Below are 26225 nucleotides of genomic sequence, written 5' to 3'. Positions count from 1 at the left end.
GCGGCCGAAGAGAGAAGGAGGAGTGCGGTGGAGGTTCTCCAGGTCGCCCAGCACGCCGAAGACGTCGAGCGCGCGAGCCGGTTCTACCAGGCGCTGCTCGGCTACGCGCCCATCCGCGTATTCGACCACCCGAAGCAGGTGTACTTCACCGTCGGTCCGCTGCGGCTGCTGATCGAAGAAGCAGCGCCGTCATCGCTCTTCTACCTGCAGGTCGACAACGTTCGAGACACCGTCTCGAACCTGCGCGCACAGGGCGTCGAGATCCTGGCCGAACCGCGTTTGCAGTTCAGTCACGGCCTCGACCACGACGCCGACCTGTTCGGACCAGCGGATGCCGACGAATGGGTCGCGCTGGTTCGCGACAGCGAGGGCAACTCCCTCGGCCTGATGAGCCACGAGGCCCGCCACGAGCCGTGAACCTCACCACTCGCGCCGCAGCCGCAGCCGCAGCCGCAGGGTATTCGCTCAGGCGTGCTCAGGCGGGCTCGAGTTGCGGCCTCCATCCCGTCGACCCGGTTGGCTGCGACGCACCGCGCGACCGATCAGGAAGACGCCCGCACCGATCACCAGTACCGGCCAGAGGTAGTTGAGGACGACGAACCATTCGGCGACGTTCAGTAGTACGACCACCGCGACCACAGCGAGCACCCCAGCGGGAATCCATGCCCACCACCGACGGGAAGCTCCGCCCGGAAGCGTCGCTACGAGCACGAAGGTGAGCGAAAGACCGAACAGCAGAATCGCTGCCGTGACCGGACCGGCCGAAGCGTCTGCCGCCGCAGTCACGACCGAGAGGGTGAGCAGCGCCCCGCCGGGGATCAGCGCCCACCAGCGCCCTGTGTCACGAAGATAGACCGCGAAGAAACCGATCGCGAGAGCGCCCAAGAACGGGACCTCAGTCCACTGGCCCCAGTACACCGGGTCAAGCTCCATGACGGTGACGACCGCCGCGCCCGCGAGGGCAGCACCGGGAATCGCTGCCCACCACTCTCGTCGATCAACAGCGAACAAGTACCAGAAGCCCCCGCTCGCCGCAGCAAGGAGGACCGCCCATAAGACCCTGGGGCCATCCAGAACTGACGACGCCTCGAGCAGCAGCACCACGCCCGCAAGGAGCACCAGCGCTCCGAAGTAGATCTGAAGTGGACGACGGCTCATGTCGGACCCTCCACGCTGCGGCTGCACACGTCGGCTGGCGTCCGATGCCAGGTCGGATGCCCGCCCGCCGACTGGTCTCTGTCGGTTCGCGGATGCTATCGCCCGACACCGCTGCAGTGAAGGGCCTGAAGGCCTGCGAGCGCATGGGGCGGTGGCCGCACTTCGCACGACGCAACGCCGGCGATCGGTCCGTCGAGTCAATCGCCACGAGTCCTGAATCTTTCCGGCAGGTCCTCCGCGCGACGTGATCCCCGCCGAAACGACTGAGTCGCGACCCGTTTCTCAACGTTGTCGCGACTCAGCACACTGTGTGCGCGAGGGGGGAGTTGAACCCCCACGCCCTTGCGGGCACTGGCACCTGAAGCCAGCGCGTCTGCCTATTCCGCCACTCGCGCATGTGACACGGAGCCCGTGTCAACCCAGCGAGATTATCACACCGGCACAGCGCGCTTTGAATCGTTCGGGCTAACATCGGACACGGCCGCGACGGCATCCAGGATGCTTTCAACGGCCTCACAACAAGCACGAGTACGCGCGGCGAACGCACGCACCACCCGACCGAGGAGGTCGCTTGGGACTACTTGACAACTTCGAGCGAGGGCTCGAGCGGGTGGTCAACGGCGCCTTCGCGAAGAGCTTCAAGAGCGGCGTGCAGCCGCTCGAGCTCACGAGCGCCCTGAAGCGCGAGCTCGACACGCGCGCCGCCGTTGTGGCGCGAGACCGCATCCTCGTCCCGAACCAGTTCACGCTCGCCCTCGCTCCGCGCGACTACGAGCGCATGCGCCGCATCGGACCATCGCTGCAGAGCGAACTCGTGCAGCAGGTGCACCGCCACGCCTCCTCGCAGGGATACTCGTTCTCCGGCCCGGTGAGCGTCGACCTCGTCGAGCAGCAGGATCTCACCGAGGGAATGGTGCATGTCGAGTCGGTGAACCTCTCAGAGGCCGCGGTGACGTGGCAGCCGGTGCTCGACGTCAACGGGCAACGGCATCCCATCACGAAGGGTCGCACCATCGTCGGCCGTGGGTCCGAGGCCGACATCACGGTCAACGACGGCGGCATCTCGCGCAAGCACATCGAAGTGCTGTGGGACGGCAAGCGCGGACAGGTCAACGATCTCGGCTCGACGAACGGCTCGAAGCTCAATGGGCAGCCCCTGCGAAGCGCCGCGCTCGAACCCGATTCGGTGATCGACATCGGTAGAACCCGTATCGTGTTCAGGGTGCTTGCGCAATCAGCCCCGGCCAACGGCAGCAACCGAGAGCCCGGTGCCCGCCGATGAGTGAGCTGACGCTCCTCGTACTGAAGCTGGGCTTTCTGGTCCTGCTGTGGGTGTTCGTCTTCATGATCGTGTACGCCCTGCGATCCGATCTCTTCGGCCCGCGCGCGCGACGCCTGCCGGCGAGTGAGACTCCCGCGCCGCCGCTGCCAGCACCAGCACCAGCGCCGGCCCCGTTGGCAGCTGGATCCCCGGTGGCTGCATCACTGCCCACCGCGCCGATCGGCTCCGACCAGCCGGCCACCGCGAGTCGTCTGGTCATCACGTCTGGCGCCAAAGAAGGCCTCGAGGTTCCGCTCACCGAAGAGCAGCTCACAATCGGCCGCTCCTCCGAGTCGGGCCTGGTCATCAGAGACGACTACACCTCCACCCACCACGCGCGACTGCTGCGCTGGAAGGGCGAATGGATGCTCGAAGACCTCGGCTCGACCAACGGCACCTTCATCGGCGGCAACCGTGTGACCTCGCCGACCGCCGTTCCGCTGAACACCCCGGTCAAGATCGGCACGACGACCTTCGAATTGCGGCGGTAATCGCGTGGTCGTCATCTCGAAGAGCGCTGCGCTGTCGCATGTCGGAAAGATCCGGGCCAACAACCAGGATTCCGGCTACGCGGGCACGCATCTCTTCATGGTCGCCGACGGCATGGGCGGCCACGCCGGGGGCGATGTGGCATCCGCGATCGCGCTGCAGCACATCATTCAGGTCGATCGCGAGTTCGATTCGGCGCAGGATGCCGAGGCCGCCCTGCACAAGGCGTTGTCCGACGCGAACGTGAAACTCGCCGAGACCGTCTACGACCATCCCGAACTCACCGGCATGGGCACGACGGTCAGCGCTGTCCTGCGCGTGGGGCGCGAAGTCGCGATCGCCCACATCGGCGACAGCCGCATCTATCTCTTCCGTGACGGCGAGCTCAGCCAGATCACCGTCGACCACACCTTTGTTCAGCGCCTCGTCGACAGCGGACGCATCACGCAGGAGGAGGCCGCGGTGCACCCCCGCCGCTCGGTGCTCATGCGCGTGCTGGGCGATGTCGACGCCACTCCCGACATCGACACCATGGTGCTGACCACCCTGCCGGGCGATCGCTGGATGATCTGCTCCGACGGGCTCAGCAGCTACGTCTCCGAGGAGAAGATCCTCGCGACGCTCGCCAATGTGCCGCAGGCACGGGATGCCGCAAGCCGGCTGGTGCGCGAGAGCCTCGACAACGGCGCGCCCGACAACGTCACCGTCGTCGTCGTGAACATCGACGGCAGCGACGACTCCGCATCGCAACCGCCGAGCATCGTCGGCTCCGCCGCGCTCCCCTTGACGTACGAGGGCGAGATCAACCGCGCCGCCCCCCGCCTGCCAACACTCCTGCTTCACCCGCTCAAAGCGACCAAGCCCGACCCCACCCACTTCGAGCCCGAGAGCGAGGAGTACCTCGACGAGCTCATCGACGAGGATCGCCGCCGTGCCCGACGCCGCAGGGTCACCTGGCTCACGATGGTGCTGCTGGCGATCGCGGCCATCGTGACGGGTATTGCACTCGCCTACAACTGGACGCAATCGCAGTACTACGTCGGCGCGGCCGAAGGCCGGGTCGCCATCTTCCAGGGCGTGCAGCAGGGCGTCGGGCCGATCTCGCTCTCACACGTCTACGAACCGACCGAGATCTGGCTCGACGACCTGCCGTATTACACGCGCACCAGCGTCGAAGCCACCATCAACGCCCGCAATCTCGACGATGCCCGAGCCATCATCGAACGGATCGACAATGCCGCCCAACGTTAGCCTCCCTGCGGGCCGAACCGGCCCGAATGACACGGGTGCCGGCACGCTGACAAGCAGCATCCGCATCAGGCTCCGCACACCAGCCCGCCTCCGCAACCTCGAGCTCTTCCTGCTGCTGCTCGCCGGCGCCCTCGGACTCGGGGCGATGGCCCTCGGCCAGCTCGGCATGACGGGCGAGACGGATGCCGGCATCCTCTGGTCGTTCGCGATCCTCGGTGTCTTCGTGCTCGCGTTCCACGTCGTGCTGCGGGTGGTGGCGCCGAACGCCGACCCCTTCATCCTGCCCATCGTGTCGACGCTGAACGGCATCGGCATCGGCATGATCTACCGCCTCGACCTCTACAGCGGCACGACCGGGTGGGCGAGCGACGGCGTGAGGCAGATCGTCTGGACCGCGATCGCGATCGCGGCCGCCATCGCGGTGGTCATCGCGTTCCGCAATCACCGCGTGCTGCAGCGCTATCGCTATATCGCGATGTTCATCGGCATCGTGCTGCTGCTGCTGCCGCTGCTGCCCGGAATCGGTCGCGAAGTGAACGGCGCACGGGTCTGGATCAACATCGGCGTCGCCTCATTCCAGCCCGGCGAACTCGCGAAGATCGCCCTCGCGGTGTTCTTCGCCGGCTACCTCGTCACGGCACGCGACACCCTCTCGCTCGTCGGCAAGAAAGTGCTCGGCATCCGATTCCCAAGGATGCGTGACCTCGGCCCGATCCTGGTGATCTGGGCCGCCGCGATGGCGGTGCTCGTCTTCCAGCGAGACCTCGGCACGTCGCTGCTCTACTTCGGACTGTTCCTAGTGATGCTCTACGTGGCGACGGCGCGTGTCGGCTGGATCATCCTCGGACTCGTGCTCTTCATCGGCGGCGCGGTCATCGCCAGCCAGACCCTCGGATACGTGAACGGGCGCTTCAATGCCTGGCTCGACGCCTTCAACCCCGCCGTGTACGACTCGGTCGGCGGCAGCTACCAGCTCGTTCAGGGGCTCTTCGGCATGGCGTCGGGCGGGTTGCTCGGAAATGGCTGGGGCCTCGGCCGACCTGACCTCACGCCGCTTGCGAAGAGTGACTACATCTTCGCCGCGCTCGGTGAGGAGCTCGGACTCGCCGGCGTCTTCGCGATTCTCGCGCTCATGCTCATCCTCGTGTCGCGGGGCTTCCGCATCGGATTCAATGGGCAGGACGATTTCGGCAGGCTGCTCGCAGTGGGCCTCTCGTTCGTGATCGCGCTGCAGGTGTTCATCGTCATCGGGGGCGTCACCCGAGTGATTCCGCTGACGGGGTTGACCACGCCGTTCCTCGCCGCCGGTGGGTCGTCGCTGCTGGCGAACTGGGTGATCGCGGCACTGCTGCTGCGGCTCTCCGACACCGTGCGAAACCAACCGAGAGTGGTGGTGAGCCCATGACCCGCGAACTGCGCCGCCTGAGCATCGCCGTGCTCATCATGTTCCTCGCGCTGTTCACGTCGACGACGATCATTCAGGTCGTGCAGGCCGACGAGCTCCGCAACGACCCTCGGAACGCCCGTACGCTCTATTCGAGCTACTCGGCCGAACGCGGGCCGATCCTCGTCGACGGCACGCCCATCGCTCAGTCGGTGCCGGATGACAGCCAGTACAAGTTCCAGCGCGTGTATCCATCGCCCGAGCTGTACGCGCCCATCACCGGCTACTTCACGCTCAACCAGGGCAACTCCGGTCTGGAAGGCGCCCTGAACGACTACCTCACGGGCACCTCGAACGCGCAGTTCCTCGACCAGATCACGGCGATCTTCACCGGACAGAACCCCAAGGGCGCCTCGGTTGAGACGACCATCGATCCCGTGGTGCAACAGGCGGCTTGGGATGCGCTGGGCGATCAGTCTGGAGCGATCATCGCGATCGAGCCGTCCAGCGGTGCCATTCTCGCGATGGTGTCGAAGCCGAGCTACGACCCGAACGCGCTGGCGCAGCACGACACGTCCGCCGTCATTCAGACCTATCAGGCCCTCAACGCCGATCCGGCGAACCCGCTGTACAACCGCACGATCGGCGGCAACCTCTACCACCCGGGTTCGGTCTTCAAGGTGCTCATGGCGGCAGCGGCGATCGACAGCGGCGAATTCGCGCCCGATACGCAGATCCCGAACCCGCCGCAACTCCAGCTTCCGCAGTCATCGTCGATCGTGACCAACGCCGGCGGAAGCCTATGCGGCGGCGGCGAGACCGTGAGCCTTGCAGATGCGTTGCGGCTCAGCTGCAACATCCCCTTCGCCCAGGTGGGGGCGCAGCTCGGGGAGGCCACCATCTCCGACTACGCCAAGGCGTTCGGCTTCGGTGAGAGCCTCGAGATCCCCATGTCGACCACCGCCAGCGTCTACCCGAGCGACATGGACCAGGCCCACCTCATGCTGTCGTCGTTCGGTCAAGGCGACGACAGGGTCACACCCCTCCAGATCGCGATGATCAGCGCTGCGATTGCAAACGGCGGCACACTGATGGTGCCGACGCTCGTCGAATCGATCAACGCGCCCGACCTGAGCGAGATCAAGGGACCGAGCGCCGAGGTGTACAGCCAGCCGGTGACCGCGCAGACAGCGGAACTGGTGAAGCAGATGATGGTCGCCGGCGTCAGCAATGGAGCCGCGAGCAATGCCAGAATAGACGGAGTCGACGTGGCCGGTAAGACGGGGACTGCAGAGAACGGGGAGGGGGAACCCTACACGCTGTGGTTCACCGGATTCGCACCGGCCGACGACCCGGAGGTGGCGGTCGCGGTCGTGGTGGAGAACGGTGGGGGGCGCGGGCAGAACGCGTTCGGCAACCAGATCGCCGCCCCGATCGCTAAGCGAGTGCTTGAGGCGGTGCTGAGTAGATGAGACCCACGAGCGGGCTCACGTTCGGTGGCAGGTACCAACTGTCGTCACGCGTCGCCATCGGCGGCATGGGCGAGGTGTGGGAGGCCACCGACCTCATCATCGGTCGAACGGTCGCCATCAAGATCCTCAAAGACGAGTACATGGGCGACCCCGGCTTCCTCGAGCGCTTCCGAGCAGAAGCCCGCCACGCTGCACTCGTGAACCACGAGGGCATCGCCAACGTCTATGACTACGGCGAAGAGGAAGGCAGCGCCTACCTGGTAATGGAACTCGTGCCGGGCGAAGCCCTGAGCGCGATCATCGAACGCGAACGCGTGCTGTCAAGCGACCGGGTGCTCGACATCGTCGCCCAGACCGCCAACGCGCTGCACGCCGCGCATAGCGCCGGGCTCGTGCACCGCGACATCAAGCCGGGAAACCTGCTCATCACGCCCGAAGGCCGAGTGAAGATCACCGACTTCGGCATCGCGCGGATCGCCGACCAGGTTCCGCTCACCGCGACCGGCCAGGTCATGGGTACCGTGCAGTACCTCGCGCCGGAGCAGGCCAGCGGGCAGCCGGCAACGCCATCGACCGACATCTACTCCCTGGGCATCGTCGCTTACGAGGCGCTCGCCGGCCGGCGGCCCTTCACGGGCGAGTCGCAGGTCGCGATCGCGATGGCGCAGATCAACGAAGCGCCGCCAGAGCTCCCCTCCACTGTCGCCGAACCGGTACGCAACCTGGTCTACTCGTCCATTGCCAAGAAGCCCGAGGACAGGCCCGCATCCGCTGCGCATCTCGCGCGCGCAGCGCAAGCCCTGCGTCGCGGCGACGTAGCCGGCGCGGCAGTGGCCGTACCCGGCATCCTCGGCACCGGCGCCATTCCCGCCGCGGCGGGCGGCGATGCTCCGACCCAGGTGCTTGGCGCCACCCAGGTGCTCGACCGCACCGACACGACGCCGGTCGAGGAGCAGCGCAAGCGCAATCCATGGACCTGGCCGCTCATCGCACTCATCGCACTGCTGGCGATTGTGCTGGCGGGCACGATCTTCGCGCTGCTGAACCGGGGGGCGGATGAAAACCCTGGCCCTTCCACAACAAGCAGCGCGCCAACCACTCCGCCGACGACATCGGAGCCTCCGAGCAGCCCACCGCCTACGAGCCAGACAGCGGCCGTCCTGCGCGATGAACTCCTCGGCCTGACGCAGGAGCAGGTCGCCGCGCGCCTCAATGAACTGGGGATGGGCTTCGCGCCGAGCATCGGCCGAGTCGCCCCGAGCCCGGGCGAAGTCGGCCTCTCGTACGAGGTCAGCCCATACGGCAACAACGTGCAGGTCGGCACGGTCATCAACGTCACGTTCTACGACGAGATCCCGCCGCCCCCGGCGCCGACCAAGCGGCCGGCTGCGCCAGCCGTCGAGTCCGGCCCAGACGCACCTGCCCCCGGCGACGAGGTCACCGTGCGGTGGGCCACCTATGACGGCTGCCCCGCCGGCGCCCCGCTGTCGGGCTATATCCTGACCGCCTCCGGTGGTGGAACGTTCGCGAACGGTACTCCGGGCGCCGACGCCACCCAGACGGTCTTCCGGATCGCCTCGGACTACACGGGCGACATCTCGATCTCGTACATCGCCAAGTGCGGCGACCAGACTTCGCCGAGCTCGCCGGCCACCACGTTCACCGTGGCAGCCCCGCCGACCGAGGGAACACCCGGGGCCGGCACCGGCGGCACCGGCGGCTGACCGCCATACGGGGCGGCGCGGATGACGCGTCTCGCCCGAAGCGGCTCTTGAGGGGTTCGAAGCCTCGCCTCGATTACACTTGCAACGCATTCGAGGCGATCACGCCGAGCATCACGTAGGGGCAGGACAGGCATGGCGGACGGCGACACCACAGTGATCCGCCAACTCGCCGGACGGTACCAGGTCGGCGATCTCATCGGCCGCGGCGGCATGGCCGAAGTGCACATCGGCACCGACACGCGCCTCGGCCGGCAAGTCGCCATCAAGCTGCTCAAGCCCGAACTCGCCGAAGACCCGTCGTTCCGGGTGCGGTTTCGGCGCGAGGCACAGGCTGCGGCGCGCATGGCGCACCCCACGATCGTCCGCGTGTACGACGCGGGTGAGGAGACCACAACCGACGACCGCGGGATCGAACGGTACGTACCGTTCATCGTGATGGAATACGTCGACGGTCGTCTGCTCAGGGACATCATCGCCGACGGCCCGATGCATCCTGACGATGCGATGCGCATCATCAAGGGAGTGCTGACCGCGCTCGAGTACTCGCACCGCGCCGGCGTCGTGCACCGCGACATCAAGCCCGGCAACATCATGGTGACGCCGAGCGGCCAGGTGAAGGTCGCCGACTTCGGCATCGCCCGCGCCGTGACAGAGACGTCATCGACCCTCGCCCAGACCAGCGCCATCGTCGGCACGGCGCAGTACTTCTCGCCCGAGCAGGCAAGAGGCGAGAACGTCGACGCCCGCACCGATCTGTACTCAGCGGGTGTCGTGCTCTTCGAGATGCTCGCGGGGCGGCCACCGTTCCAGGGCGAGAGCGCAGTCGCGGTCGCATACCAGCACGTGAGTGAGACGCCGAAGGCTCCCAGTCTCTACAACTCGAGCGTCTCTCCCGCGCTCGACTCCGTCGTGCTGCACTCACTGGCGAAAGACCGGTTCGACCGCTTCCAGAGCGCGGCCGAGTTCCGCGAGGATGTCGAAGCAGTCGCGGCCGGCAAGGTGCCGACTCGTCGCATCGATATCTCCGGCGATGCAGGCGCAACGCTCTTCGGCGTGCACCCGAACGCGACGGCGGCCTCCGAGAGCACGCTGCGGCAGCTCACGGTCAACGAGGATCGCCCGCCGCGGTCGCAATCGCGGCCGCCGGTCGCATGGATCTGGGGCGGCATCACCGTCATGGCGGTGATCATCGCCGCCGTGCTGTACTGGACGTTCAACCTGGCCCCCACCTCCCTGACCGGCGCGATCTCAGCGGCCGTGCCCGACGTGACCGGCCAGCAGTACGACGACGCCGTCGACGTGCTGCACGAGCAGCACCTGCGTGCGCAACGGTTCGGCGAGGTGAGCGACACCGTTCCCGAGGGCGAGGTGATCCGCACCGACCCCGAGGCTGATGTCCGAGTCGCACCAGACTCCCTCGTGGGCGTATACGTCTCGATCGGCCGGGCGCCGGTTGACGTGCCGCACGTGGAGAGGCTCGGTGAGGAAGCGGCGATCCAGGCGATCGAAGCGGCGAAGCTGGTGCCTGGAACCTCGACGTCGGAGTACTCGGCATCCGTGCCCGCCGGTGTGGTGCTCAGCAGCGACCCGGCCGGCGGTCAGCGAGCTCGTGAGGGCGACACCGTGAACCTCGTGGTGAGCAACGGCATGGTGAAGGTGCCCGACGTCACCGGCATGAATGTCAGCGAGGCCACCAGGACGCTGCAGAACTCGCTCGGGCTTCGCGTGCGCCTCGAACCCGACATGGGATGCTCAGGGCAGACCGTGTCGGGCCAGAGCCTCGCGCCGGGCGACCAGCCTCAGAAGTCCGAGGTCGCGCTGCGGTACTGCGCCGGCTGAGCGACTGCACCGGCTGGGCGAGGGGTAGCAGCTGCGCCGCTCAGGAAGCCGTCGTATCGCTCAGGCTCTACGGTCTTCTTCGCCCTCGTGACTGACCAGCGGGCTGAGGCCTTCAGCCCGTGCGCTGGCGCCTTCGAGTCCGGCGATCTCGAGCCAGTTGCCCAGCATGCGGTATCCGCCCTCGGTCAGCACCGACTCAGGGTGGAACTGCACGCCGTATACGGGAGCGTCGCGGTGCTCCAGCGCCATGATCACGCCACCCTCGGTGCGCGCGGTCACGCGCAGCGCGTCGGGCACGGTGCCGTCCACGACCGCGAGGGAGTGGTACCGGGTGGCGGTGAACGGCTGTGGCACACCGTCGAAGAACGAGTTGTCGTCATGCGTGACGGTCGAGGTCTTGCCGTGCATGAGCTCCTCAGCGTGCGTCACGGTCGCGCCCAGCGCCTCGGCGATGGCCTGGTGACCCAAGCACACGCCCAGGAGCGGCTTTCCGGCCTCAAGAGCGGCATGCACCACCGGAACTGAGACTCCCGCAGCCGCGGGCGTGCCCGGCCCGGGTGAGAGCAGCACGGCGTCGTACTCGGCGATGCGATCGCCTGCGGCATCCGCTTCGAAGTCGTCATTGCGCACGACATCGGTCTGCGCACCCAGCTCGAGCAGGTAGCCGTTGAGGGTGTAGACGAAGCTGTCGTAGTTGTCGATGACGAGTACTCGGGTCATTCTTCGACCGTCACTTCCAGGGGGGCGATGAGGCTATCGATCCAGGGGAACACCCACAGCGCCAGCGCGGTGAGCACCGCGGCGACGAGCACAATCAGGATCAGCAGGCGCAACCAGACGGGTCCGGGCAGCGACCGCCACAGCGCAGCGTACATCAGCGACCTCCTGAGTGAGCAGAGACGGAACCGGGCGAGAAGGATGCCGCCGGCGCCGCAGCGCTCGGGCCTGATGCCGCCGGCTCCTCTGGCGCGGCCAGGGATGCCGGAGGACCGCCCGCCGTCGGGTGGAACGATTCGAAGACGCCGTAGGCTGCCACGCGTTCCGCGACTGAGTACAGCGGGTTGCAGGTGGTGAGGGTGATGTACCGCTCATCCACACCGGCCGCTCGCGGGGATTGCGGTACCGGATTCAGCACGCCGACTCCGCTTGGCTTCACATACTCGAGGTTCCGGAATCGGTAGGTGTACCAGCCGTCGACGGTCTGCAGCACGATCGCGTCGCCGACCCGAAGATCCGGCACGCCGCCGAAGGGGGCGCCGTAGGCGTTCCGATGCGCCGCGAGCGCGACATTGCCGACCTCGCCGGGCAACTGCGTTTCCACGTAGTGACCGATGCCGATCTCGTTCAGCACGGGACGGAGCGCTGTGCCCTCGGCGACGGGCCGTGCGTAGTCAGCGCCCCAGCGCGGAACGAACAGCACACCCCAGGTCTCGTTGCGTTCGGGGGCGGCCATGACGACCGGTTCGTGCGGATGCTCCGGAGTCGCCCCTGCCGACCCGCCCGGCGCTGGTGACTCGGGAGCGGTGCGCTCGAGCCAAGTCTCGCTGAGGGATGCCGCGGCATCCGTCTGCGTCGACGTCGCGATCACGTCGTTGAACCAGAGTTGCCAAGCGATGAACAGCAGCACCAGCACCCCAGCGGTCACCAGAAGCTCGCCCAGTACGCCCAAAAGGGTGATGCGGCGGTCACCGCTCCCGCCTCGGGTGCCGCTGGCGCCCACCCGTTGTTCGAGCGGCTGCCGAGACTGCAGGCGAGCGCTCGATCCCGGATGCCTGCTCACCCTCCGATTGTAGGGAGTGCACCAAGCGTGAGGCGCCGTACCGGTGCTCGAGGGGCACCGACGGCTGCTCGGGTTCCAGAGTCGTTTGCGCCGGTCACGCTAGACTCTCGCGCATGGCCCGTTCCAACGCTCGCTCTGACGCCGACCGTCGCGAAGACCGCCAGCCGGGCGAACCCGCGCCCAATCCGGTGTGGTTCAAGCCCCTCATGTTCGGCTTCATGCTGCTGGGGCTGATCTGGATCATCGTCTTCTACGTGAGCGACACGCGGTTCCCCATCGACGCGATCGGGAACTGGAACATCCTCGTGGGCTTCGGAATCATGTTCATCGGATTCCTCATGACCACGAGGTGGCGCTAGCCGCTCCGCACCCGCTTCTCCACAGAGGCGGCCGTCCGCGATGACAGCTGTGCCCAGTATGGGGGCGGACTTACACGCCTGTAATTATCCCCACTGTGGAATCACCTGTGGATAACTTCGCGAGGCGGCTCGGCAGTGCTCGAGCAATTCTTTGAACCGCTCGGCCCGCTCAGATCCCGAACGAGATGGCCATCACGAACCGTGCGACCGTGGCAGCGACCAGCAGCGCCCCGGTCGACACGAGCAGGGCGAGTTGCACTCCCCGCTTCGATCGCTCGCGCGTGCGCATGTAGATGAACGCCACCAGCGCGCCGATGATGAGGCCGCCGAGGTGCGCCTGCCACGAGATGCGCGGCACGAAGAACCCGAGGCCCAGGTTCAGTGCGATCACGACCACCAACTGTGCCGTGTTGCCTCCGAGGCCGCGTTGAATCACGAAGAACGCGCCCAGCAATCCGAAGATCGCTCCTGAGGCTCCCAGCACGCCGGTGTGCGGTGCGAGCCACAGCACCGCCACCGATCCACCGAGCCCTGCGAGCAGGTAGAGCACAAGGAAGCGCCATCGGCCGAGCAGATGCTCGATCATCGGTCCGAACAGGAAGAGCGTGAGCATGTTGACCGCGAGGTGCACGAAGCTCGAGTGCGCGATGATGGCGGTCAGCATGGTCCACGGCGCCCACGGTGTGAACGGCGGGTAGTAGATGAGGTACTGGGTGACGGCGGGCACCACAGCCTGCAGCAGGTACACCAGTGCCGTGATCGCCATGATGGTCCACGTCACGACGGGTCGTCCCGAATCGGGCCGCAGCAGCACCGAGACCCGACGTCGCGGCTTGGGTGTCGTGCGCCGAGCCTCCGCGATGCACTCGGGACAGTGAACCCCCACGGCCGCGGGTGTCTGGCACTCGGTGCAGATGGTTCGCCCGCAGCGCTGGCAGAGAATCCAGCTCTGCCGATCCGGATGCCGGTAGCAGTAGTTCGCCGACGCCTCAGGCGTCGCCGCGCTCACTCAGACCTCGGTGACGGTGATGCTCGAGATCACGACGTCTTCGAGCGGCTTGTCGCGACCGTCGGTCGCAACACCCTCGATCTCGTCGACGACCTTCTTCGACTCGTCGTCGGCGACCACACCGAAGATGGTGTGCTTGCCCTGCAGCCACGGCGTCGGAACGGTCGTGATGAAGAACTGCGAGCCGTTGGTGCCGCGCCCGAACTGCACGCCGGCGTTCGCCATGGCGAGCACATACGGCTTGCTGAAGTCGAGCTCGGGGTGGATCTCGTCATCGAACTGGTAACCGGGCCCACCGATGCCCTGCCCGAGCGGATCGCCGCCCTGCAGCATGAAGTCCTTGATGATGCGGTGGAAGATCACGCCGTTGTAGAGCGGTTCGGTGGTCTTGGCGCCCGTGGCGGGGTGCGTCCACTCGATGGTGCCCGTGGCCAGCCCCACGAAGTTCTGCACCGTCTTGGGTGCGTGGTTCCCGTACAGGTTGACCTTGATGTCACCGTGGTTGGTGTGGATCGTCGCAACGGCGGTATGCATGCCTCGATTGTTCCATAGCGCCGACTGGGAGCTCACAGCCCGCGCCCAGTGCGGACTGTTTGCCGGAAGAGTGAATCGTGCCACGATGGGTAAGTCCACGGCACGGTTCCACGGAGGTCGACATGGCAATTTCCCGCAAGCGCAGTCGCGAACTCAAGAAGCTCCAGGGCAAGGCCGAGTCGCTGTGGCGCGAACAACGCGAGGTGCTTGATCACGCGAACGTCGTCGTTCGTGAGGCGAGCCGCCAGCTCGGCAAGCTGACGCAGGAAGAAGTGACTCCGCGTGTGCGCGAAGCGTACGATCACCGCGTTAGGCCGGTGATCGCGACGGGCATCGCCGCGGGCCGCACTGTGGCAGACGGTGCGCGCCGGGGCGCGAAGCAGGGCTTCGGCTCCGCTGTGTCAGGTGCGCTCGGTTCGGCGCTCGCGGTGATCGAGGTGGCGAAGGATCCGAAGTTCCGGGCCGCCGCACTCCGCGGCAAGCAGAAGCGCGGAAAGGGTGTGCTGGCCTTCTTCGGCATCGCCCTCGGCATCCTGGCCGCCGCCGGCGTCGGTTACGCCGTGTGGCAGACGCTGCGCGCTGACGACGAGCTCTGGGTCGAGGCCGAAGAGCTGGGTGCTACGGCGACCGAGGCTTCCGCGACAGTCTGACGCGTTCGCGCGGCCGACGCTACGCGTTCACGAGATGCGCGCGTCCTGATCTTTCGAGCTCCGCCTCTACGCGGAGTCCCGCGTGAGAGTCACGGTCGGAGTCCCGCCATCCTCAGCGCGATGTCGACAAGGCCTACTCGCTGAAGCGAGCCGATCTCCTTCAGAGAGAACCACTTCGCCTCATCCGAGCTGCCGCCGACCTCGTTCGTGAGCTTGCCGCCGACGACCCTGGCGCGGTAGACGATCCTGATCGCGTGCAGTGGCACGTCGGTGCGCTTGCTGCGGTTCGCGGCGGGCACCACATGCGAGTCGATGCCCAGCAAGTGGCCGAGCTCTGCGTTGTATCCGGTCTCCTCGAATATCTCTCGCACCGCCGCGGCCGCAGGGTCCTCCCCCGGCTCGAGCCCGCCGCCGGGCATGCTCCACCCCGACCGGCCGTGCTCGTTCCAGTGCGACAGCAGCACACGGCCGCCGTCATCGACGATCACGCCGTATGCCGCGACTCGGATATCCACCGAGCCATGATGCCACGCTGGGGTCGGCGAGCCGCACTTTGCGACGTCCTAGTCTTTCGGCTCCGGACCATACTTGAGATCGAATTTGTACCAGTAGTGCGCACGCAGTGCGTGCTGAATGGCATAACGAAGCACGAGGTACTGGACGAGGATTCCGAGGCTGACGCCGACAACCCAGCCAGCGATAACAAGAAGGACGACGAGTTCCTGGGTCACAAGGGCAAGCTACCCCTCAAGAGGACGAGTCGTCGCGACCCATTCCGAGTGCGATCTCGTCTGTCCGATGCGGTCCGATAGATGAGCCAAGAAGATGTGGAGCCTAGGGGACTTGAACCCCTAACCCCCTGCTTGCAAAGCAGGTGCTCTACCAATTGAGCTAAGGCCCCTCGGGCGGAGAGCTTGCGCTCCCCTGAGGGAAATTTGTGGGGTTACCAGGACTCGAACCTGGGACCTCTTCGTTATCAGCGAAGCGCTCTAACCACCTGAGCTATAACCCCCGAACCGCATAAAACTGTACCGTATGCGGGCCGCGTTCCTGTAATCGCGTCAGCTGTTGGTGAAGCCGACCAGGATGCCGCCGGTGACCCTCGCGATGAGGTTGTACAGCAGCGCGCTGATCGCCCCGAGCGCCGTACCGACGACGACGTTGAGCGCGGCGATGATGATGGCGAACAGCGCCACCTGCCCGAGCCCGAACATCTCCATCACCGTGAACTCGTTGTTGCCGAGCACATCGCGCAGCAGGCTGTCGATGCTGTCGAAGACATGCGTCGACTGCAGCACGATCCAGACGAGCACGGCGGCGACGACCAGCACGATGCCGGCGCAGACAGCCACCAGGAACGAGATCTTCACGACCGACCAGAAGTCGACGTACACGAGCTTCAGCCGCACCTGCTTGGTGCCGGCCTGACGCGGCGCCTTCCGCTGGAGCTTTTCGGCGACGCTACTCATCTATCGCGGTGTCCTTCCCGGGCGCTTCTTCGGCGGATGCCGGAGCACCATCGGATGCTGTGTCGTTCTCGTCGTCGCGGTCCACGAGGTTGCGCTCGCTGTTCTTCGCGATCGCAATGATCTTGTCATCATCAGCGAACCGCGCGAACACCACGCCCATCGTGTCGCGACCCTTGGCCGGTACCTCGGCCACGGCAGAGCGTACCACCTTGCCGCTGGCAAGCACGACCAGGGTCTCGTCGTCCTCATCGACAATCAACGCGCCGGCGAGATCGCCGCGATCGTCGCTGAGTTTGGCGACCTTGATGCCCAGCCCGCCACGGTTCTGCACGCGGTACTGGTCGACGGCGGTGCGCTTGGCGTAGCCCCCTTCAGTGACGACGAAGACGAACCCGTCATCGGTCACGACCGAGGCGCTGAGCAATTCGTCGCCGGCTCGGAAGTGCATGCCGATCACACCAGAGGTGGCGCGACCCATGGGCCGCAGCGCCTCATCGGTCGCCGTGAAGCGCAGCGACATGCCCTTCCGCGAGACGAGCAGCACATCACTGTCCTCGTCGATGAGCATGGCCGACACCAGCTCGTCGCCTTCGCGCAGGTTGATCGCGATGATACCGCCGGAACGGTTGGTGTCGTACTCGGCGAGGGCTGTCTTCTTGACGAGTCCCTGACGGGTCGCGAGCGCGAGGTACTTCGCCGCTTCGTAGTCCGGGATGTCGAGGATCTGGGCGATCTCCTCATCGGGTTGCAGCGCGAGCAGGTTGGCGACGTGCTGGCCCTTCGCGTCGCGACCGCCTTCCTGCAGTTCGTACGCCTTCGCGCGGTACACGCGGCCCTTGGTGGTGAAGAACAGCAACCAGTGGTGCGTCGTGGTCACGAAGAAGTGCTCGACGACGTCATCCGCCCGCAGCTGGGCGCCGCGCACGCCTCTTCCACCGCGGTGCTGGCTGCGGTAGTTGTCACTGCGCGTGCGCTTGACGTAGCCGTCACGCGTCACGGTGATCACCATCTCCTCTTCGGGGATGAGATCTTCGATGTCCATGTCGCCGTCGTAGCCGTACATGATCTCGGTGCGACGGTCGTCGCCGTACTTGTCGACGATCTCGGTGAGCTCTTCGCTCACGATCGCGCGCTGCTGGGCGGGATCGGCGAGAATCGCCTGGTATTCGGCGATCTGGCGCTCGAGCTCGGCCGCGTAGTCGATGATCTTCTGCCGTTCGAGCGCTGCGAGTCGTCGCAGCTGCATCGACAGGATCGCATTGGCCTGGAGATCGTCGATGTCGAGCAGGTCCTTGAGGCCTTCACGAGCCGCTTCGACGTCGGCGGAGCGGCGGATGAGCGCGATCACCTCATCGAGCAGGTCGAGCGCCTTCAGGTAGCCGCGCTGGATGTGCGCCTCGGCCTCGGCCTTGTTGAGCCTGAAACGGGTGCGACGCACGATGACGTCGATCTGGTGGTCGACCCAGGCGCTGATGAAGCCGTCGAGCGAGAGCGTGCGCGGCACGCCGTCGACGATCGCGAGCATGTTCGCGCCGAAGTTCTCCTGCAGCTGGGTGTGCTTGTAGAGGTTGTTCAGCACGACCTTCGCGACCGCGTCGCGCTTGAGCACGATCACGAGACGCTGACCGGTGCGTCCCGACGTCTCGTCACGGATGTCGGCGATGCCGGTGAGCTTGCCGTCCTTCACGAGGTCGGCGATCTTGATGGCCAGGTTGTCGGGGTTCACCTGGTACGGCAGTTCCGAGACGACCAGGCACGTGCGTCCCTGGATCTCCTCGACGGTCACGACCGCTCGCATGGTGATGGATCCGCGACCGGTCACATAGGCGTCTCGGATGCCCTTGACGCCGAGGATCTGCGCGCCGGTCGGGAAGTCGGGGCCCTTGATGCGCTGCATGAGCGCTTCCAGCAGTTCCTCGCGGCTCGCCTCGGGGTTCGCGAGCGCCCAGAGCGCTCCGTCAGCGACTTCGCGCAGGTTATGCGGTGGAATGTTCGTCGCCATGCCGACGGCGATGCCGACCGAGCCGTTCACCAGGAGGTTCGGGAACCGCGCCGGCAGCACCGTCGGCTCCTGGGTGCGACCGTCGTAGTTGTCCTGGAAGTCGACGGTCTCCTCGTCGATGTCGCGCACCATCTCGAGCGCGAGCGGAGCCATCTTCGTCTCGGTGTACCGGGGAGCGGCGGCACCGTCGTTGCCCGGTGAACCGAAGTTGCCCTGCCCGAGCGCGAGCGGATAGCGAAGGCTCCAGGGCTGCACGAGCCGCACGAGCGCGTCGTAGATGGCACTGTCGCCGTGCGGGTGGAACTGGCCCATGACATCGCCGACGACGCGGGCGCACTTCGAGAAGGCCTTGTCGGGGCGGTACCCGCCGTCATACATGGCATAGATGACGCGACGGTGCACGGGCTTGAGGCCGTCACGAACCTCGGGCAGCGCTCGGCCGACGATCACGCTCATGGCGTAGTCGAGGTAGCTGCGCTGCATCTCGAGCTGGAGGTCGACCTGGTTGACGCGGCCGCCTGCGGGCTGCTCGCCGATCGACTCGTTCTCTTCTGCCATTGCTTTCCTTCGTTGTCGCGCTGTTCAGTCGCCCAGAACGCAGGTCTGGGATCGGCTGCCTCAGATGTCGAGGAAGCGCACGTCCTTCGCGTTCTGCTGGATGAACTGGCGGCGCGACTCGACGTCTTCGCCCATGAGGGTGGCGAAGATCGCGTCGGCCGCTGCCGCGTCGTCGAGCGTCACCTGCAGCAGCGTGCGGGTGTCGGGGTTCATCGTGGTCTCCCACAGCTCGCGGTAGTCCATCTCACCGAGACCCTTGTACCGCTGGATGCCGTTGTCCTTCGGGATCCGCTTGCCGGAGGCGAGGCCCTCCGCGAGCAACGCGTCGCGCTCGCGGTCGCTGTACACGTATTCGTGATCGGAGTTCGACCACTTCAAGCGGTACAGCGGAGGCTGCGCCAGGTAGACGTAGCCGAGTTCGATGAGCGGGCGCATGTACCGGAAGAGCAGCGTAAGCAGCAGGGTCGTGATGTGCTGGCCATCGACGTCGGCATCGGCCATCAGCACGATCTTGTGGTAGCGAACCTTGTTGCCGTCGAAGTCCTCGCCGATGCCCGTTCCGAAGGCGGTGATCATCGCTTGGATCTCAGCGTTGTTGAGGGCACGGTCGAGGCGTGCCTTCTCGACGTTCAGGATCTTGCCGCGAAGCGGCAGGATCGCCTGGGTCTCGGGGTCGCGGCCCTGGACGGCCGAACCGCCGGCCGAGTCGCCCTCCACGATGAAGATCTCACTGATCGAGGGATCCTTCGACTGGCAGTCCTTCAACTTGCCCGGCATGCCGCCGCCCTCGAGCAAGCCCTTTCGCCTGGTCTGCTCGCGCGCCTTACGGGCGGCGATTCGCGCGGCGGCGGCCTGCAACGCCTTGCGGATCACTTCCTTGGCCTGCACCGGATTGCGATCGAACCAGTCGCCGAGCTGGTCGCCGGTGATGCGCTGCACGTACGACTTCGCTTCGGTGTTCCCGAGCTTGGTCTTCGTCTGGCCCTCGAACTGCGGTTCGCCGAGCTTGACGGAGATCACGGCGGTGAGTCCTTCACGCACGTCGTCGCCGGAGAGGTTCTCGTCCTTCTCCTTGAGGATCCCCTTCTCGCGCGCGTACTTGTTCACCAGCGTGGTGAGCGCCGCGCGGAAGCCCTCCTCGTGCGTGCCGCCCTCATGCGTGTTGATGGTGTTCGCGAAGGTGTGCACGCTCTCCTGATATGAGGTGGTCCACTGCATCGCGACCTCCAGTGCGATGCGGCGCTCCTTGTCCTCCATCTCGAACGAGATGATGTCGGGATGCACGACCTCGACCTTGCGGGTCGAGTTCAGGTGGGTGACGTAGTCGACGAGGCCGTTCTCGTAGAGGAACTCCTCGCGGCGCGGCTCATCGGCATCCGACTCGACTCGCTTGTCGGTCAGGTTGATGCGGAGCCCCTTGTTCAGGAAGGCCATCTGCTGGAAGCGGGTTCGGAGCGTCTCGTAGTCGAACTCGGTCGTCTCGAAGATCTCGCCGTTCGGCCAGAAGGTGATGCTGGTGCCGGTCTCCTCGGAGGGCTCGCCCTGTGCGAGCGGCGCCTGTGGCACTCCGTCTCGGAATTCCTGCCGCCAGACGAATCCCTGCCGCTTCACCTCCACATCGAGTTGACGCGACAGCGCGTTCACCACGGAACTGCCGACGCCATGGAGGCCGCCCGACACGGCGTATCCGCCGCCGCCGAACTTTCCGCCGGCGTGCAGGATGGTGAGCACCACCTCGACAGTGGACTTCTTCTCGACGGGATGCATGTCGACCGGGATGCCGCGCCCGTTGTCATCGACGCGCACTCCCCCGTCGGCGAGAATGGTCACATCGATGGTGTCGCAGTACCCGGCGAGTGCTTCGTCGACGGAGTTGTCGACGATCTCATACACGAGGTGATGCAGGCCACGCGGTCCGGTGGAACCGATGTACATTCCGGGGCGCTTGCGTACCGCTTCAAGACCCTCGAGGACCTGAATCGCATTCGCGCCGTAGTTGTCTTCGGGAGTCTTGTCAGCCATTTCACACATTCTACCGTCGAACGCTGTGGAAATAGGGCGTAGACGCCCCCTGTGAGCGATTTTCTCGCCCCCGGCACCTGTTTTGTCTTGTCACCCGTAAGTATCGCGCGGACCGCGCCCTGGGATTGCTCTGCGACCGCGTTTCCAGGTGGGGGCGTTCGGCCCTTGAAACCGGATGTCGCTGATGCCCGCGTCCGGGTACTCCTCAGCGATCCTCGTGGTGATCTGGCTGCGCATCAACCGGAGCTGCGTGGCCCAAGCCGTCGAGTCGCACCGCACCGTCAACATTCCCTCGTGGATGCCGACCGGCTCCGAGTGCTCGGCGGTCTCCGAGCCGACCAGTTCCGCCCATTCGAGGAACAGGCGCGACTCAGCCAGCGGTGCCGACCATCCGAGCTCGGCTGTGACGCTATCGAGCACATCGCCGACCCCTCGCGGATCACGGCCGGGCCCGAAGGGCTGCGACGGTTCCTTCGACCGCCGTTCACGACGGCGGCCATCGCGGCTCGTCTTCGAGCCGTCGCCGAACACGCGCTTGAACCGCAGGTATGCGCGGCGGGCCTCCGACATGGCGCCGTCTTCCGACACGCCGGCACCCTCGGCATCCGTTGAATGCCGATCTTCCGGTGAGCGTCGATCGGTCATGACGCCTCGACGATCCTGCCCGAGTCGATGTGCACAGTGTGGGCAGCGAGCGGCGCCGGCACATCGTCGAATACCGCTGCCGTGATGAGCACCTGCTCATAGCCTTCGATCGCTTCGGTGAGGCGCTCTCGCCGCGAAGCATCGAGTTCGGCGAACACATCATCGAGGACGATGATCGGGTCACCCGCGGTGGAGTGCTGCCTGAGCACTTCGGCCGTGGCGAGCTTGAGCGCCAGTGCGAATGACCAGGACTCGCCGTGACTGGCATAGCCCCGCGCCGGAAGTCCGTTCAAGGTGAGCACGAGGTCATCGCGGTGCGGGCCGACAAGCGTGATCGCTCGTTCGAGTTCCTGGCGCCGCGATCGTTCGAGCGCCTCTGAGAACCAGCTCGCGGCCAGCGCACGGTCGATCGCCCCGTGTCGCACAGCCTCCTCGTGCAGGCCCTCGTCATCGTCGCGCGCCGAGTCGAGCACGCTGAACTGCATGCTCAGCGTCGCGTCGTGGGAATCGCCCGCGATCGCTGCATACGCGAGCCGGGTGTGAGGTTCGAGCTCGGCGACGAGCTCACTTCTCGCCGCCATCAGCTCGCTGCCGAACTCGATCACTCTCTCGTCCCAGATGTCGAGCGTGCTGAGCGGAGCATTCTTCAGTCCCGACGCGCGCGCCGACTTGAGCAACATGTTGCGCTGGCGGAGTGAGCGCTCGTAGTCCGAGAGCACACCCGACAGCCGCGGGTTCCGCTGCACGAGCACTCCGTCGAGGAAACGGCGCCGGCCGCTCGGCTCGCCACGCACCAATGCCAGATCCTCTGGAGCGAACAGCACGCTCGACACGTATCGCGACAGTTCTCTGGGCTTGACCGCTCCGCGGTTGACCTGCGCGCGGTTCGGACCGCTACGGTTCAGCTGCGCTTCAACAAGTAGCTGGCGGTCGCCGTGCTGCAGACGCGCCCTGATGATCGCGGCATCCGCCCCGCTTCTGATCATCGCCTGATCGGACGGCACCCGGTGCGATGAGAGCGTGCTGAGGTAGCCGATCGACTCGACGAGGTTGGTCTTGCCCTGGCCATTGCGCCCGACGAAGAGGTTGGCGCCCGGATGCAGTTCGACTTCCGCGGTCTCGTAGTTCCGGAAGTCAACCAGTGAGAGGTGCCGAACGATCACCGCAAGAGCAGGTTGGGCTGCAACAGGTACTTGTAGTTGTCAGCGCCGGGCTCGTCGCGCGACGTCTGGCTCGTGATGAGCACCGGACCCGGCTTGTTCGGATTGTCGGTCTTGGTGAACGAGATGCGCACGAATTCCGAATGCACGGCGCCGAGTCCGTCGAGCAGGAACGACGGCTTGAGCGAGACGACCGTGTCATCCCCGACCAAATGCGCATCGATCTGCTCGGATGCCTGCGCGTGCTCCGAGCCGATGGCCTCGAGCTTCACGCCCTCAGCGCTGAATGAGAACCGGAGCGCGGCCTCGCGCTCGAGCACCAGAGAGACACGACGGGTCGCCTCGATGAGGTCGGCGGTGTTCATGACCGCGTAGTTCTCAACCGTTTCCGGGAAGAGCCGACGCACCGGCGGGAAATTGCCCTTGATCAGCAACGAAGTGACGGTCTTGTCGCCGGCGCTGAACGCGATGACTTCGCGGTCGTCGGCGTTGGTGATCGTGACCTGGATCTGGGCGCTGTGCCCGAAGGTCTTCCCGATCTCGGCGATGATGCGAGCGGGAACCAGAGCCTGCACCGTCTCGGCCGGCGCATCCCCGCCGTCCCAGTCGATGTCGCGGATCGCGACGCGGTATCGGTCGGTGGCGACGAGCGACAGGTTCGTCTCGGAAGCCTCGAGTTGCACACCCGTGATCACGGGCGTCACATCATCGCGCGAGGCGGCAACCGCGACCTGCGATACGGCCTCGGCGAATCGTTCGCCCGGGATGACGCCAGACGTGCCCTCCACCTGCGGAAGGGTCGGGTACTCCTCGACCGGCATGCTCAGCAGGGTGAAGTTGGCGCTTCCGCACGTGACGACGATGCGGCCCGACTCGGTGCTGAAGTTCACGGGCGCGTTGGGCAGCCGGCTCGCGATCTCGGCGAGAAGACGCCCGGAGACCAGCACCTGACCGGGTTCGCTGACATCTGCATCGATCTTCGTGCGTGCGGACACCTCGTAGTCGAAGGTCGACAGAGTGAGGCCGTCGTCATTCGCATCGATGAGCACACCGCTGAGGATCGGCAGGGTCGTGCGCTGTGGCAGGAGCTTCACCGCGAAGGAGACAGCCTCACTGAACACATCGCGATTGACCTGGAACTTCACAGATGTCACCCCTGTCGCAAGAAGTCGGGCATTGGCGGTTAATACTGGCACACGCGCTTCGCGGGCCGGATCCGCTTGACTCCGCGCTTCGGAAACCTAAGGTTATCGGCCGGAGAAGTTGTCATTTATTAATCGGTTTAACCGTCTTAACCGCTGTGCACAGTGTGGATAACCCTGTTAACACCGCAAAAACACTAGGAACCACAAGGTTGTAACTTGTGAGCCGCATGTTGGCGTTAAGACCGACTCAGCTGGTGAACGTCTCGGGCCCCAGTGTCGGCATCCACACTGCTGCGATCGTTCTCAACACCGAGGCCCGGCGTTTTGCACAGTTGTCCACAAGACTTTCCACAAGTGGAAAAGTTGGAGTTGTGGTTGAAGGTCAGGCCCTGTTGAAGCGGTGGTTCTGCTTGATGCGGCTGGTGAGCTCGGTCACCTGGTTGTAGATCGAGCGCCGTTCCTTCATCAGCTCGCTGATCTTCTTGTTCGCGTACATCACCGTCGTGTGGTCGCGGTTGCCGAAGAGCTGCCCGATCTTGGGGAGCGACAGGTTGGTCATCTCGCGACAGAGATACATGGCGATCTGCCTCGCCGTCGCGATTGCCTGCGATCGAGAAGAGCCGTAGAGGTCGTCGACGGTGAGCTTGAAGTAGGCGGCCGTGTGATTGATGATGTCGACCGGCGCGATGACGTTGTCTTCGTCGAGGGTGATGAGGTCCTTCAGCACCGTCTGCACCAACTGCATGTCGACCGGCGTGCGGTTGAGGTTCGCGAACGCCGTCACCCGGATGAGCGTGCCCTCGAGCTCGCGGATGTTCGACGACACCTTCGACGCCATGAACTCGAGGATGTCGTCCGGCACCTGCAGCTTGTCGTTCTGCGCCTTCTTGCGGAGGATCGCGATGCGCGTCTCGAGGTCGGGTGCCTGCACGTCGGTGATGAGGCCCCATTCGAAGCGCGACCGCATCCGGTCTTCGAAGCCGGTCAGGTGCTTCGGGGGCAGATCGCTGGTGATCACGACCTGCTTGTTGTGATCGTGGAGCGTGTTGAAGGTGTGGAAGAACGCTTCTTGAGTCTCGGCCTTGCCCTGGAGGAACTGAATGTCGTCGATGAGGAGGATGTCGATCTCGCGATAGCGCGATTGGAACTCGCTCGCCCGGTTGTTCGCGATCGAGTTGATGAAGTCGTTCGTGAACTCCTCGCTCGACACGTATCGCACCCGGATGCCCGGATACATGCTGATCGCGTAGTGCCCGATCGCGTGGAGCAAGTGGGTCTTGCCGAGCCCCGACTCTCCGTATACGAAGAGGGGGTTGTATGCCTTCGCCGGAGCCTCGGCGACTGCGACCGCCGCAGCGTGCGCGAATCGGTTCGAGCCTCCGATGACGAAGTTGTCGAAGCTGTACTTCGGATTCAGCCGGGTGTCCGTCCGCTTCCCGGTGAGTCCCGGGTCGACTGCGGCAGTTGCGGTTGGAGCGGGCGCCTGCTCGTAGGGCGGCGCGGGGGCGGTGCCGGCAGGCTCGTCGAAGCTCTCCGGTTGAATGTCCGGATTCACGACGATCGCGAAATGCGAGATCTTGGGCGACTCGACGTCGCCGAGCGCTGACAGCAGCGACCCTCTGATGCGCTGCTCGAGCATGCCGCGTGTCAGATCGTTGGGCACCTCGAGATACAAGGTGTCACCGAGCACGCCCTTGGGCTCGACCAGGTTGATGAAGCCGTGCAGCTGTGGGGTGATCCGATCATCGCGCGCAAGCGTCTGCAGCACCGACTGCCAGAGTTCCCGCGTCGGATCCGGCGCTTGCTCCATCGTTCCCCGCAATCTCGGAATAGGAATTCCCACGAATGTTATGCACAGGGTTATCCACTGTGTCGATCGCCGCGGAGTTCGGCTATCCCTCGAAATAGGGCATGGATCCGGGGCTCGAACAACCTTAGTTCGCGCTGGTATGTCGTTACCAACCCTGAGTTATCCCGATGTGGATAATGGTGTGTTCTCCCGCGGTTTGACCGCTCGGCGAAGAGGCCGTACTTTTAATCAGTTGACTTCTGCCGATTTCCGGCGATCCACACACTTCCCCGGCAGTTCGTGCTGGGCAGCGGAGATAGAACTATGAGCAAGAGAACCTTCCAGCCGAACAACCGTCGTCGCGCCAAGAAGCATGGCTTCCGCGCTCGCATGCGCACCCGTGCCGGCCGCGCCATCCTCGCTGCCCGCCGCGCAAAGGGCCGCACCGAACTCTCGGCGTAACAG

General features: G+C 65.5%; 26 protein-coding genes and 3 tRNA genes. 11 read left to right on the top strand and 18 right to left on the bottom strand.

The annotated features are described in order from the left end of the window. Positions 1–27: 27 nt before the first annotated feature. Positions 28–417 (top strand): VOC family protein, encoded by a 390-nt coding sequence (locus tag ABV606_RS06235; protein WP_353987085.1) that lies wholly within the window; start codon positions 28–30, stop codon positions 415–417. A 48-nt stretch (positions 418–465) separates the two neighbouring features. On the opposite strand, the gene ABV606_RS06230 is transcribed toward ABV606_RS06235, so the two are convergent. Then, positions 466–1158, bottom strand: a complete 693-nt coding sequence (locus tag ABV606_RS06230; RefSeq protein ID WP_353987084.1) for a hypothetical protein — start codon at positions 1156–1158, stop codon at positions 466–468. A 311-nt stretch (positions 1159–1469) separates the two neighbouring features. Beyond that, a tRNA-Leu gene (locus ABV606_RS06225) sits at positions 1470–1553 on the bottom strand. Positions 1554–1729: 176 nt separating this feature from the next. On the opposite strand from ABV606_RS06225, the gene ABV606_RS06220 reads away from it, so the two are divergent. The 7 genes from ABV606_RS06220 to pknB all read left to right on the top strand — a co-directional run bounded on the left by ABV606_RS06220 (position 1730) and on the right by pknB (position 10638). Beyond that, a complete protein-coding gene (locus ABV606_RS06220; RefSeq protein WP_281488943.1) occupies positions 1730–2440 on the top strand; it encodes an FhaA domain-containing protein in 711 nt (236 codons plus the stop codon). After that, positions 2437–2970: an FHA domain-containing protein FhaB/FipA gene (locus ABV606_RS06215; RefSeq protein ID WP_353987083.1), complete on the top strand. Its 534-nt coding sequence runs from the start codon at positions 2437–2439 to the stop codon at positions 2968–2970. Before ABV606_RS06220 ends, ABV606_RS06215 begins: the two co-directional genes overlap by 4 nt. A 4-nt stretch (positions 2971–2974) precedes the next feature. Next, the gene (locus tag ABV606_RS06210; RefSeq protein ID WP_281488941.1) at positions 2975–4219 is read left to right on the top strand and encodes a Stp1/IreP family PP2C-type Ser/Thr phosphatase; all 1245 of its coding nucleotides are present in this window, start codon (positions 2975–2977) and stop codon (positions 4217–4219) included. Then, positions 4203–5624 carry an FtsW/RodA/SpoVE family cell cycle protein gene (locus tag ABV606_RS06205; RefSeq protein WP_353987082.1) on the top strand — a complete coding sequence of 474 codons (1422 nt, stop codon included), beginning with the start codon at positions 4203–4205 and terminating at the stop codon, positions 5622–5624. The genes ABV606_RS06210 and ABV606_RS06205 overlap by 17 nt, the downstream gene beginning before the upstream one ends. Next, complete coding sequence (locus ABV606_RS06200) at positions 5621–7075, top strand: peptidoglycan D,D-transpeptidase FtsI family protein (RefSeq protein WP_353987081.1); 1455 nt, start codon at positions 5621–5623, stop codon at positions 7073–7075. Before ABV606_RS06205 ends, ABV606_RS06200 begins: the two co-directional genes overlap by 4 nt. Continuing rightward, entirely contained in the window at positions 7072–8799 is a 1728-nt protein-coding gene (locus tag ABV606_RS06195) for a serine/threonine-protein kinase (RefSeq protein ID WP_353987080.1), read from the top strand. The genes ABV606_RS06200 and ABV606_RS06195 overlap by 4 nt, the downstream gene beginning before the upstream one ends. A gap of 132 nt (positions 8800–8931) precedes the next feature. Continuing rightward, complete coding sequence (gene pknB / locus ABV606_RS06190) at positions 8932–10638, top strand: Stk1 family PASTA domain-containing Ser/Thr kinase (protein ID WP_353987079.1); 1707 nt, start codon at positions 8932–8934, stop codon at positions 10636–10638. A gap of 60 nt (positions 10639–10698) precedes the next feature. On the opposite strand, the gene ABV606_RS06185 is transcribed toward pknB, so the two are convergent. Genes ABV606_RS06185 through ABV606_RS06175 form a run of 3 tightly spaced genes read right to left on the bottom strand, consistent with a single transcriptional unit; the run spans position 10699 to position 12418 of the window. Continuing rightward, on the bottom strand, positions 10699–11358 hold the full coding sequence (locus ABV606_RS06185; RefSeq protein WP_353987078.1) for an anthranilate synthase component II: 660 nt from the start codon (positions 11356–11358) through the stop codon (positions 10699–10701). Next, the gene (locus tag ABV606_RS06180; protein ID WP_281488935.1) at positions 11355–11513 is read right to left on the bottom strand and encodes a hypothetical protein; all 159 of its coding nucleotides are present in this window, start codon (positions 11511–11513) and stop codon (positions 11355–11357) included. The genes ABV606_RS06185 and ABV606_RS06180 overlap by 4 nt, the downstream gene beginning before the upstream one ends. Then, positions 11513–12418, bottom strand: a complete 906-nt coding sequence (locus tag ABV606_RS06175; RefSeq protein ID WP_353987077.1) for a class E sortase — start codon at positions 12416–12418, stop codon at positions 11513–11515. Before ABV606_RS06175 ends, ABV606_RS06180 begins: the two co-directional genes overlap by 1 nt. Positions 12419–12531: 113 nt before the next feature. Between ABV606_RS06175 and ABV606_RS06170 the strand changes: the two genes are divergently transcribed. After that, a complete protein-coding gene (locus ABV606_RS06170) occupies positions 12532–12777 on the top strand; it encodes a cell division protein CrgA (protein ID WP_281488933.1) in 246 nt (81 codons plus the stop codon). Between the two features lie 169 nt (positions 12778–12946). On the opposite strand, the gene ABV606_RS06165 is transcribed toward ABV606_RS06170, so the two are convergent. Together ABV606_RS06165 and ABV606_RS06160 are read right to left on the bottom strand one after the other, a co-directional pair. After that, a complete protein-coding gene (locus tag ABV606_RS06165; protein WP_353987076.1) occupies positions 12947–13558 on the bottom strand; it encodes a rhomboid family intramembrane serine protease in 612 nt (203 codons plus the stop codon). 228 nt (positions 13559–13786) lie between these two features. Beyond that, positions 13787–14320, bottom strand: a complete 534-nt coding sequence (locus ABV606_RS06160) for a peptidylprolyl isomerase (protein ID WP_281488931.1) — start codon at positions 14318–14320, stop codon at positions 13787–13789. Between the two features lie 122 nt (positions 14321–14442). On the opposite strand from ABV606_RS06160, the gene ABV606_RS06155 reads away from it, so the two are divergent. Continuing rightward, the gene (locus ABV606_RS06155; RefSeq protein WP_281488930.1) at positions 14443–14970 is read left to right on the top strand and encodes a DNA helicase; all 528 of its coding nucleotides are present in this window, start codon (positions 14443–14445) and stop codon (positions 14968–14970) included. Positions 14971–15059: 89 nt separating this feature from the next. Here ABV606_RS06155 and ABV606_RS06150 read toward each other — a convergent pair whose 3' ends face one another. The 11 genes from ABV606_RS06150 to dnaA all read right to left on the bottom strand — a co-directional run bounded on the left by ABV606_RS06150 (position 15060) and on the right by dnaA (position 25781). After that, positions 15060–15485, bottom strand: coding sequence for an NUDIX hydrolase (locus ABV606_RS06150; protein WP_281488929.1), 426 nt, complete (start codon positions 15483–15485; stop codon positions 15060–15062). A 48-nt stretch (positions 15486–15533) separates the two neighbouring features. Further along, positions 15534–15701, bottom strand: coding sequence for a hypothetical protein (locus tag ABV606_RS06145; protein WP_353987075.1), 168 nt, complete (start codon positions 15699–15701; stop codon positions 15534–15536). A 97-nt stretch (positions 15702–15798) separates the two neighbouring features. Then, positions 15799–15871: transfer RNA gene (locus ABV606_RS06140), tRNA-Ala, on the bottom strand. 37 nt (positions 15872–15908) lie between these two features. Then, positions 15909–15982 (bottom strand) — tRNA-Ile (locus ABV606_RS06135). Positions 15983–16031: 49 nt separating this feature from the next. Next, positions 16032–16439, bottom strand: a complete 408-nt coding sequence (locus tag ABV606_RS06130; protein WP_281488909.1) for a DUF3566 domain-containing protein — start codon at positions 16437–16439, stop codon at positions 16032–16034. Next, entirely contained in the window at positions 16432–18999 is a 2568-nt protein-coding gene (gene gyrA, locus ABV606_RS06125) for a DNA gyrase subunit A (protein WP_353987074.1), read from the bottom strand. Before gyrA ends, ABV606_RS06130 begins: the two co-directional genes overlap by 8 nt. A 60-nt stretch (positions 19000–19059) precedes the next feature. Next, positions 19060–21021, bottom strand: a complete 1962-nt coding sequence (gene gyrB, locus ABV606_RS06120) for a DNA topoisomerase (ATP-hydrolyzing) subunit B (RefSeq protein WP_281488907.1) — start codon at positions 21019–21021, stop codon at positions 19060–19062. Between the two features lie 90 nt (positions 21022–21111). Continuing rightward, positions 21112–21591 carry a DUF721 domain-containing protein gene (locus ABV606_RS06115; RefSeq protein ID WP_422785379.1) on the bottom strand — a complete coding sequence of 160 codons (480 nt, stop codon included), beginning with the start codon at positions 21589–21591 and terminating at the stop codon, positions 21112–21114. Between the two features lie 71 nt (positions 21592–21662). Further along, the gene (recF, locus tag ABV606_RS06110; RefSeq protein WP_353987073.1) at positions 21663–22829 is read right to left on the bottom strand and encodes a DNA replication/repair protein RecF; all 1167 of its coding nucleotides are present in this window, start codon (positions 22827–22829) and stop codon (positions 21663–21665) included. Next, entirely contained in the window at positions 22826–23971 is a 1146-nt protein-coding gene (gene dnaN / locus ABV606_RS06105; protein WP_353988789.1) for a DNA polymerase III subunit beta, read from the bottom strand. The genes recF and dnaN overlap by 4 nt, the downstream gene beginning before the upstream one ends. Before the next feature lie 382 nt (positions 23972–24353). Further along, the gene (dnaA, locus tag ABV606_RS06100) at positions 24354–25781 is read right to left on the bottom strand and encodes a chromosomal replication initiator protein DnaA (RefSeq protein ID WP_353987072.1); all 1428 of its coding nucleotides are present in this window, start codon (positions 25779–25781) and stop codon (positions 24354–24356) included. 303 nt (positions 25782–26084) lie between these two features. Between dnaA and rpmH the strand changes: the two genes are divergently transcribed. Next, positions 26085–26222, top strand: coding sequence for a 50S ribosomal protein L34 (rpmH, locus tag ABV606_RS06095; protein ID WP_058724833.1), 138 nt, complete (start codon positions 26085–26087; stop codon positions 26220–26222). Positions 26223–26225: the final 3 nt, after the last annotated feature.

The sequence above is a fragment of the Ruicaihuangia caeni genome, from assembly GCF_040536845.1.
Lineage (GTDB): Bacteria > Actinomycetota > Actinomycetes > Actinomycetales > Microbacteriaceae > Ruicaihuangia > Ruicaihuangia caeni.
The sequence above is the reverse complement of the archived record's forward strand: the minus strand, read 5'-3'. Positions and strand labels throughout refer to the sequence as shown.

What these genes read in the sequence shown, in the direction of transcription:
- ABV606_RS06230 (WP_353987084.1), bottom strand. Translation starts at nt 1,158, where the DNA reads ATGAGCCGTCGTCCACTTCAGATCTACTTCGGAGCGCTGGTGCTCCTT.
- ABV606_RS06215 (WP_353987083.1), top strand. Translation starts at nt 2,437, where the DNA reads ATGAGTGAGCTGACGCTCCTCGTACTGAAGCTGGGCTTTCTGGTCCTG.
- ABV606_RS06205 (WP_353987082.1), top strand. Translation starts at nt 4,203, where the DNA reads ATGCCGCCCAACGTTAGCCTCCCTGCGGGCCGAACCGGCCCGAATGAC.
- ABV606_RS06200 (WP_353987081.1), top strand. Translation starts at nt 5,621, where the DNA reads ATGACCCGCGAACTGCGCCGCCTGAGCATCGCCGTGCTCATCATGTTC.
- ABV606_RS06195 (WP_353987080.1), top strand. Translation starts at nt 7,072, where the DNA reads ATGAGACCCACGAGCGGGCTCACGTTCGGTGGCAGGTACCAACTGTCG.
- pknB (WP_353987079.1), top strand. Translation starts at nt 8,932, where the DNA reads ATGGCGGACGGCGACACCACAGTGATCCGCCAACTCGCCGGACGGTAC.
- ABV606_RS06185 (WP_353987078.1), bottom strand. Translation starts at nt 11,358, where the DNA reads ATGACCCGAGTACTCGTCATCGACAACTACGACAGCTTCGTCTACACC.
- ABV606_RS06180 (WP_281488935.1), bottom strand. Translation starts at nt 11,513, where the DNA reads ATGTACGCTGCGCTGTGGCGGTCGCTGCCCGGACCCGTCTGGTTGCGC.
- ABV606_RS06170 (WP_281488933.1), top strand. Translation starts at nt 12,532, where the DNA reads ATGGCCCGTTCCAACGCTCGCTCTGACGCCGACCGTCGCGAAGACCGC.
- ABV606_RS06160 (WP_281488931.1), bottom strand. Translation starts at nt 14,320, where the DNA reads ATGCATACCGCCGTTGCGACGATCCACACCAACCACGGTGACATCAAG.
- ABV606_RS06155 (WP_281488930.1), top strand. Translation starts at nt 14,443, where the DNA reads ATGGCAATTTCCCGCAAGCGCAGTCGCGAACTCAAGAAGCTCCAGGGC.
- ABV606_RS06130 (WP_281488909.1), bottom strand. Translation starts at nt 16,439, where the DNA reads ATGAGTAGCGTCGCCGAAAAGCTCCAGCGGAAGGCGCCGCGTCAGGCC.
- gyrA (WP_353987074.1), bottom strand. Translation starts at nt 18,999, where the DNA reads ATGGCAGAAGAGAACGAGTCGATCGGCGAGCAGCCCGCAGGCGGCCGC.
- gyrB (WP_281488907.1), bottom strand. Translation starts at nt 21,021, where the DNA reads ATGGCTGACAAGACTCCCGAAGACAACTACGGCGCGAATGCGATTCAG.
- ABV606_RS06115 (WP_422785379.1), bottom strand. Translation starts at nt 21,591, where the DNA reads ATGTCGGAGGCCCGCCGCGCATACCTGCGGTTCAAGCGCGTGTTCGGC.
- dnaA (WP_353987072.1), bottom strand. Translation starts at nt 25,781, where the DNA reads ATGGAGCAAGCGCCGGATCCGACGCGGGAACTCTGGCAGTCGGTGCTG.
- rpmH (WP_058724833.1), top strand. Translation starts at nt 26,085, where the DNA reads ATGAGCAAGAGAACCTTCCAGCCGAACAACCGTCGTCGCGCCAAGAAG.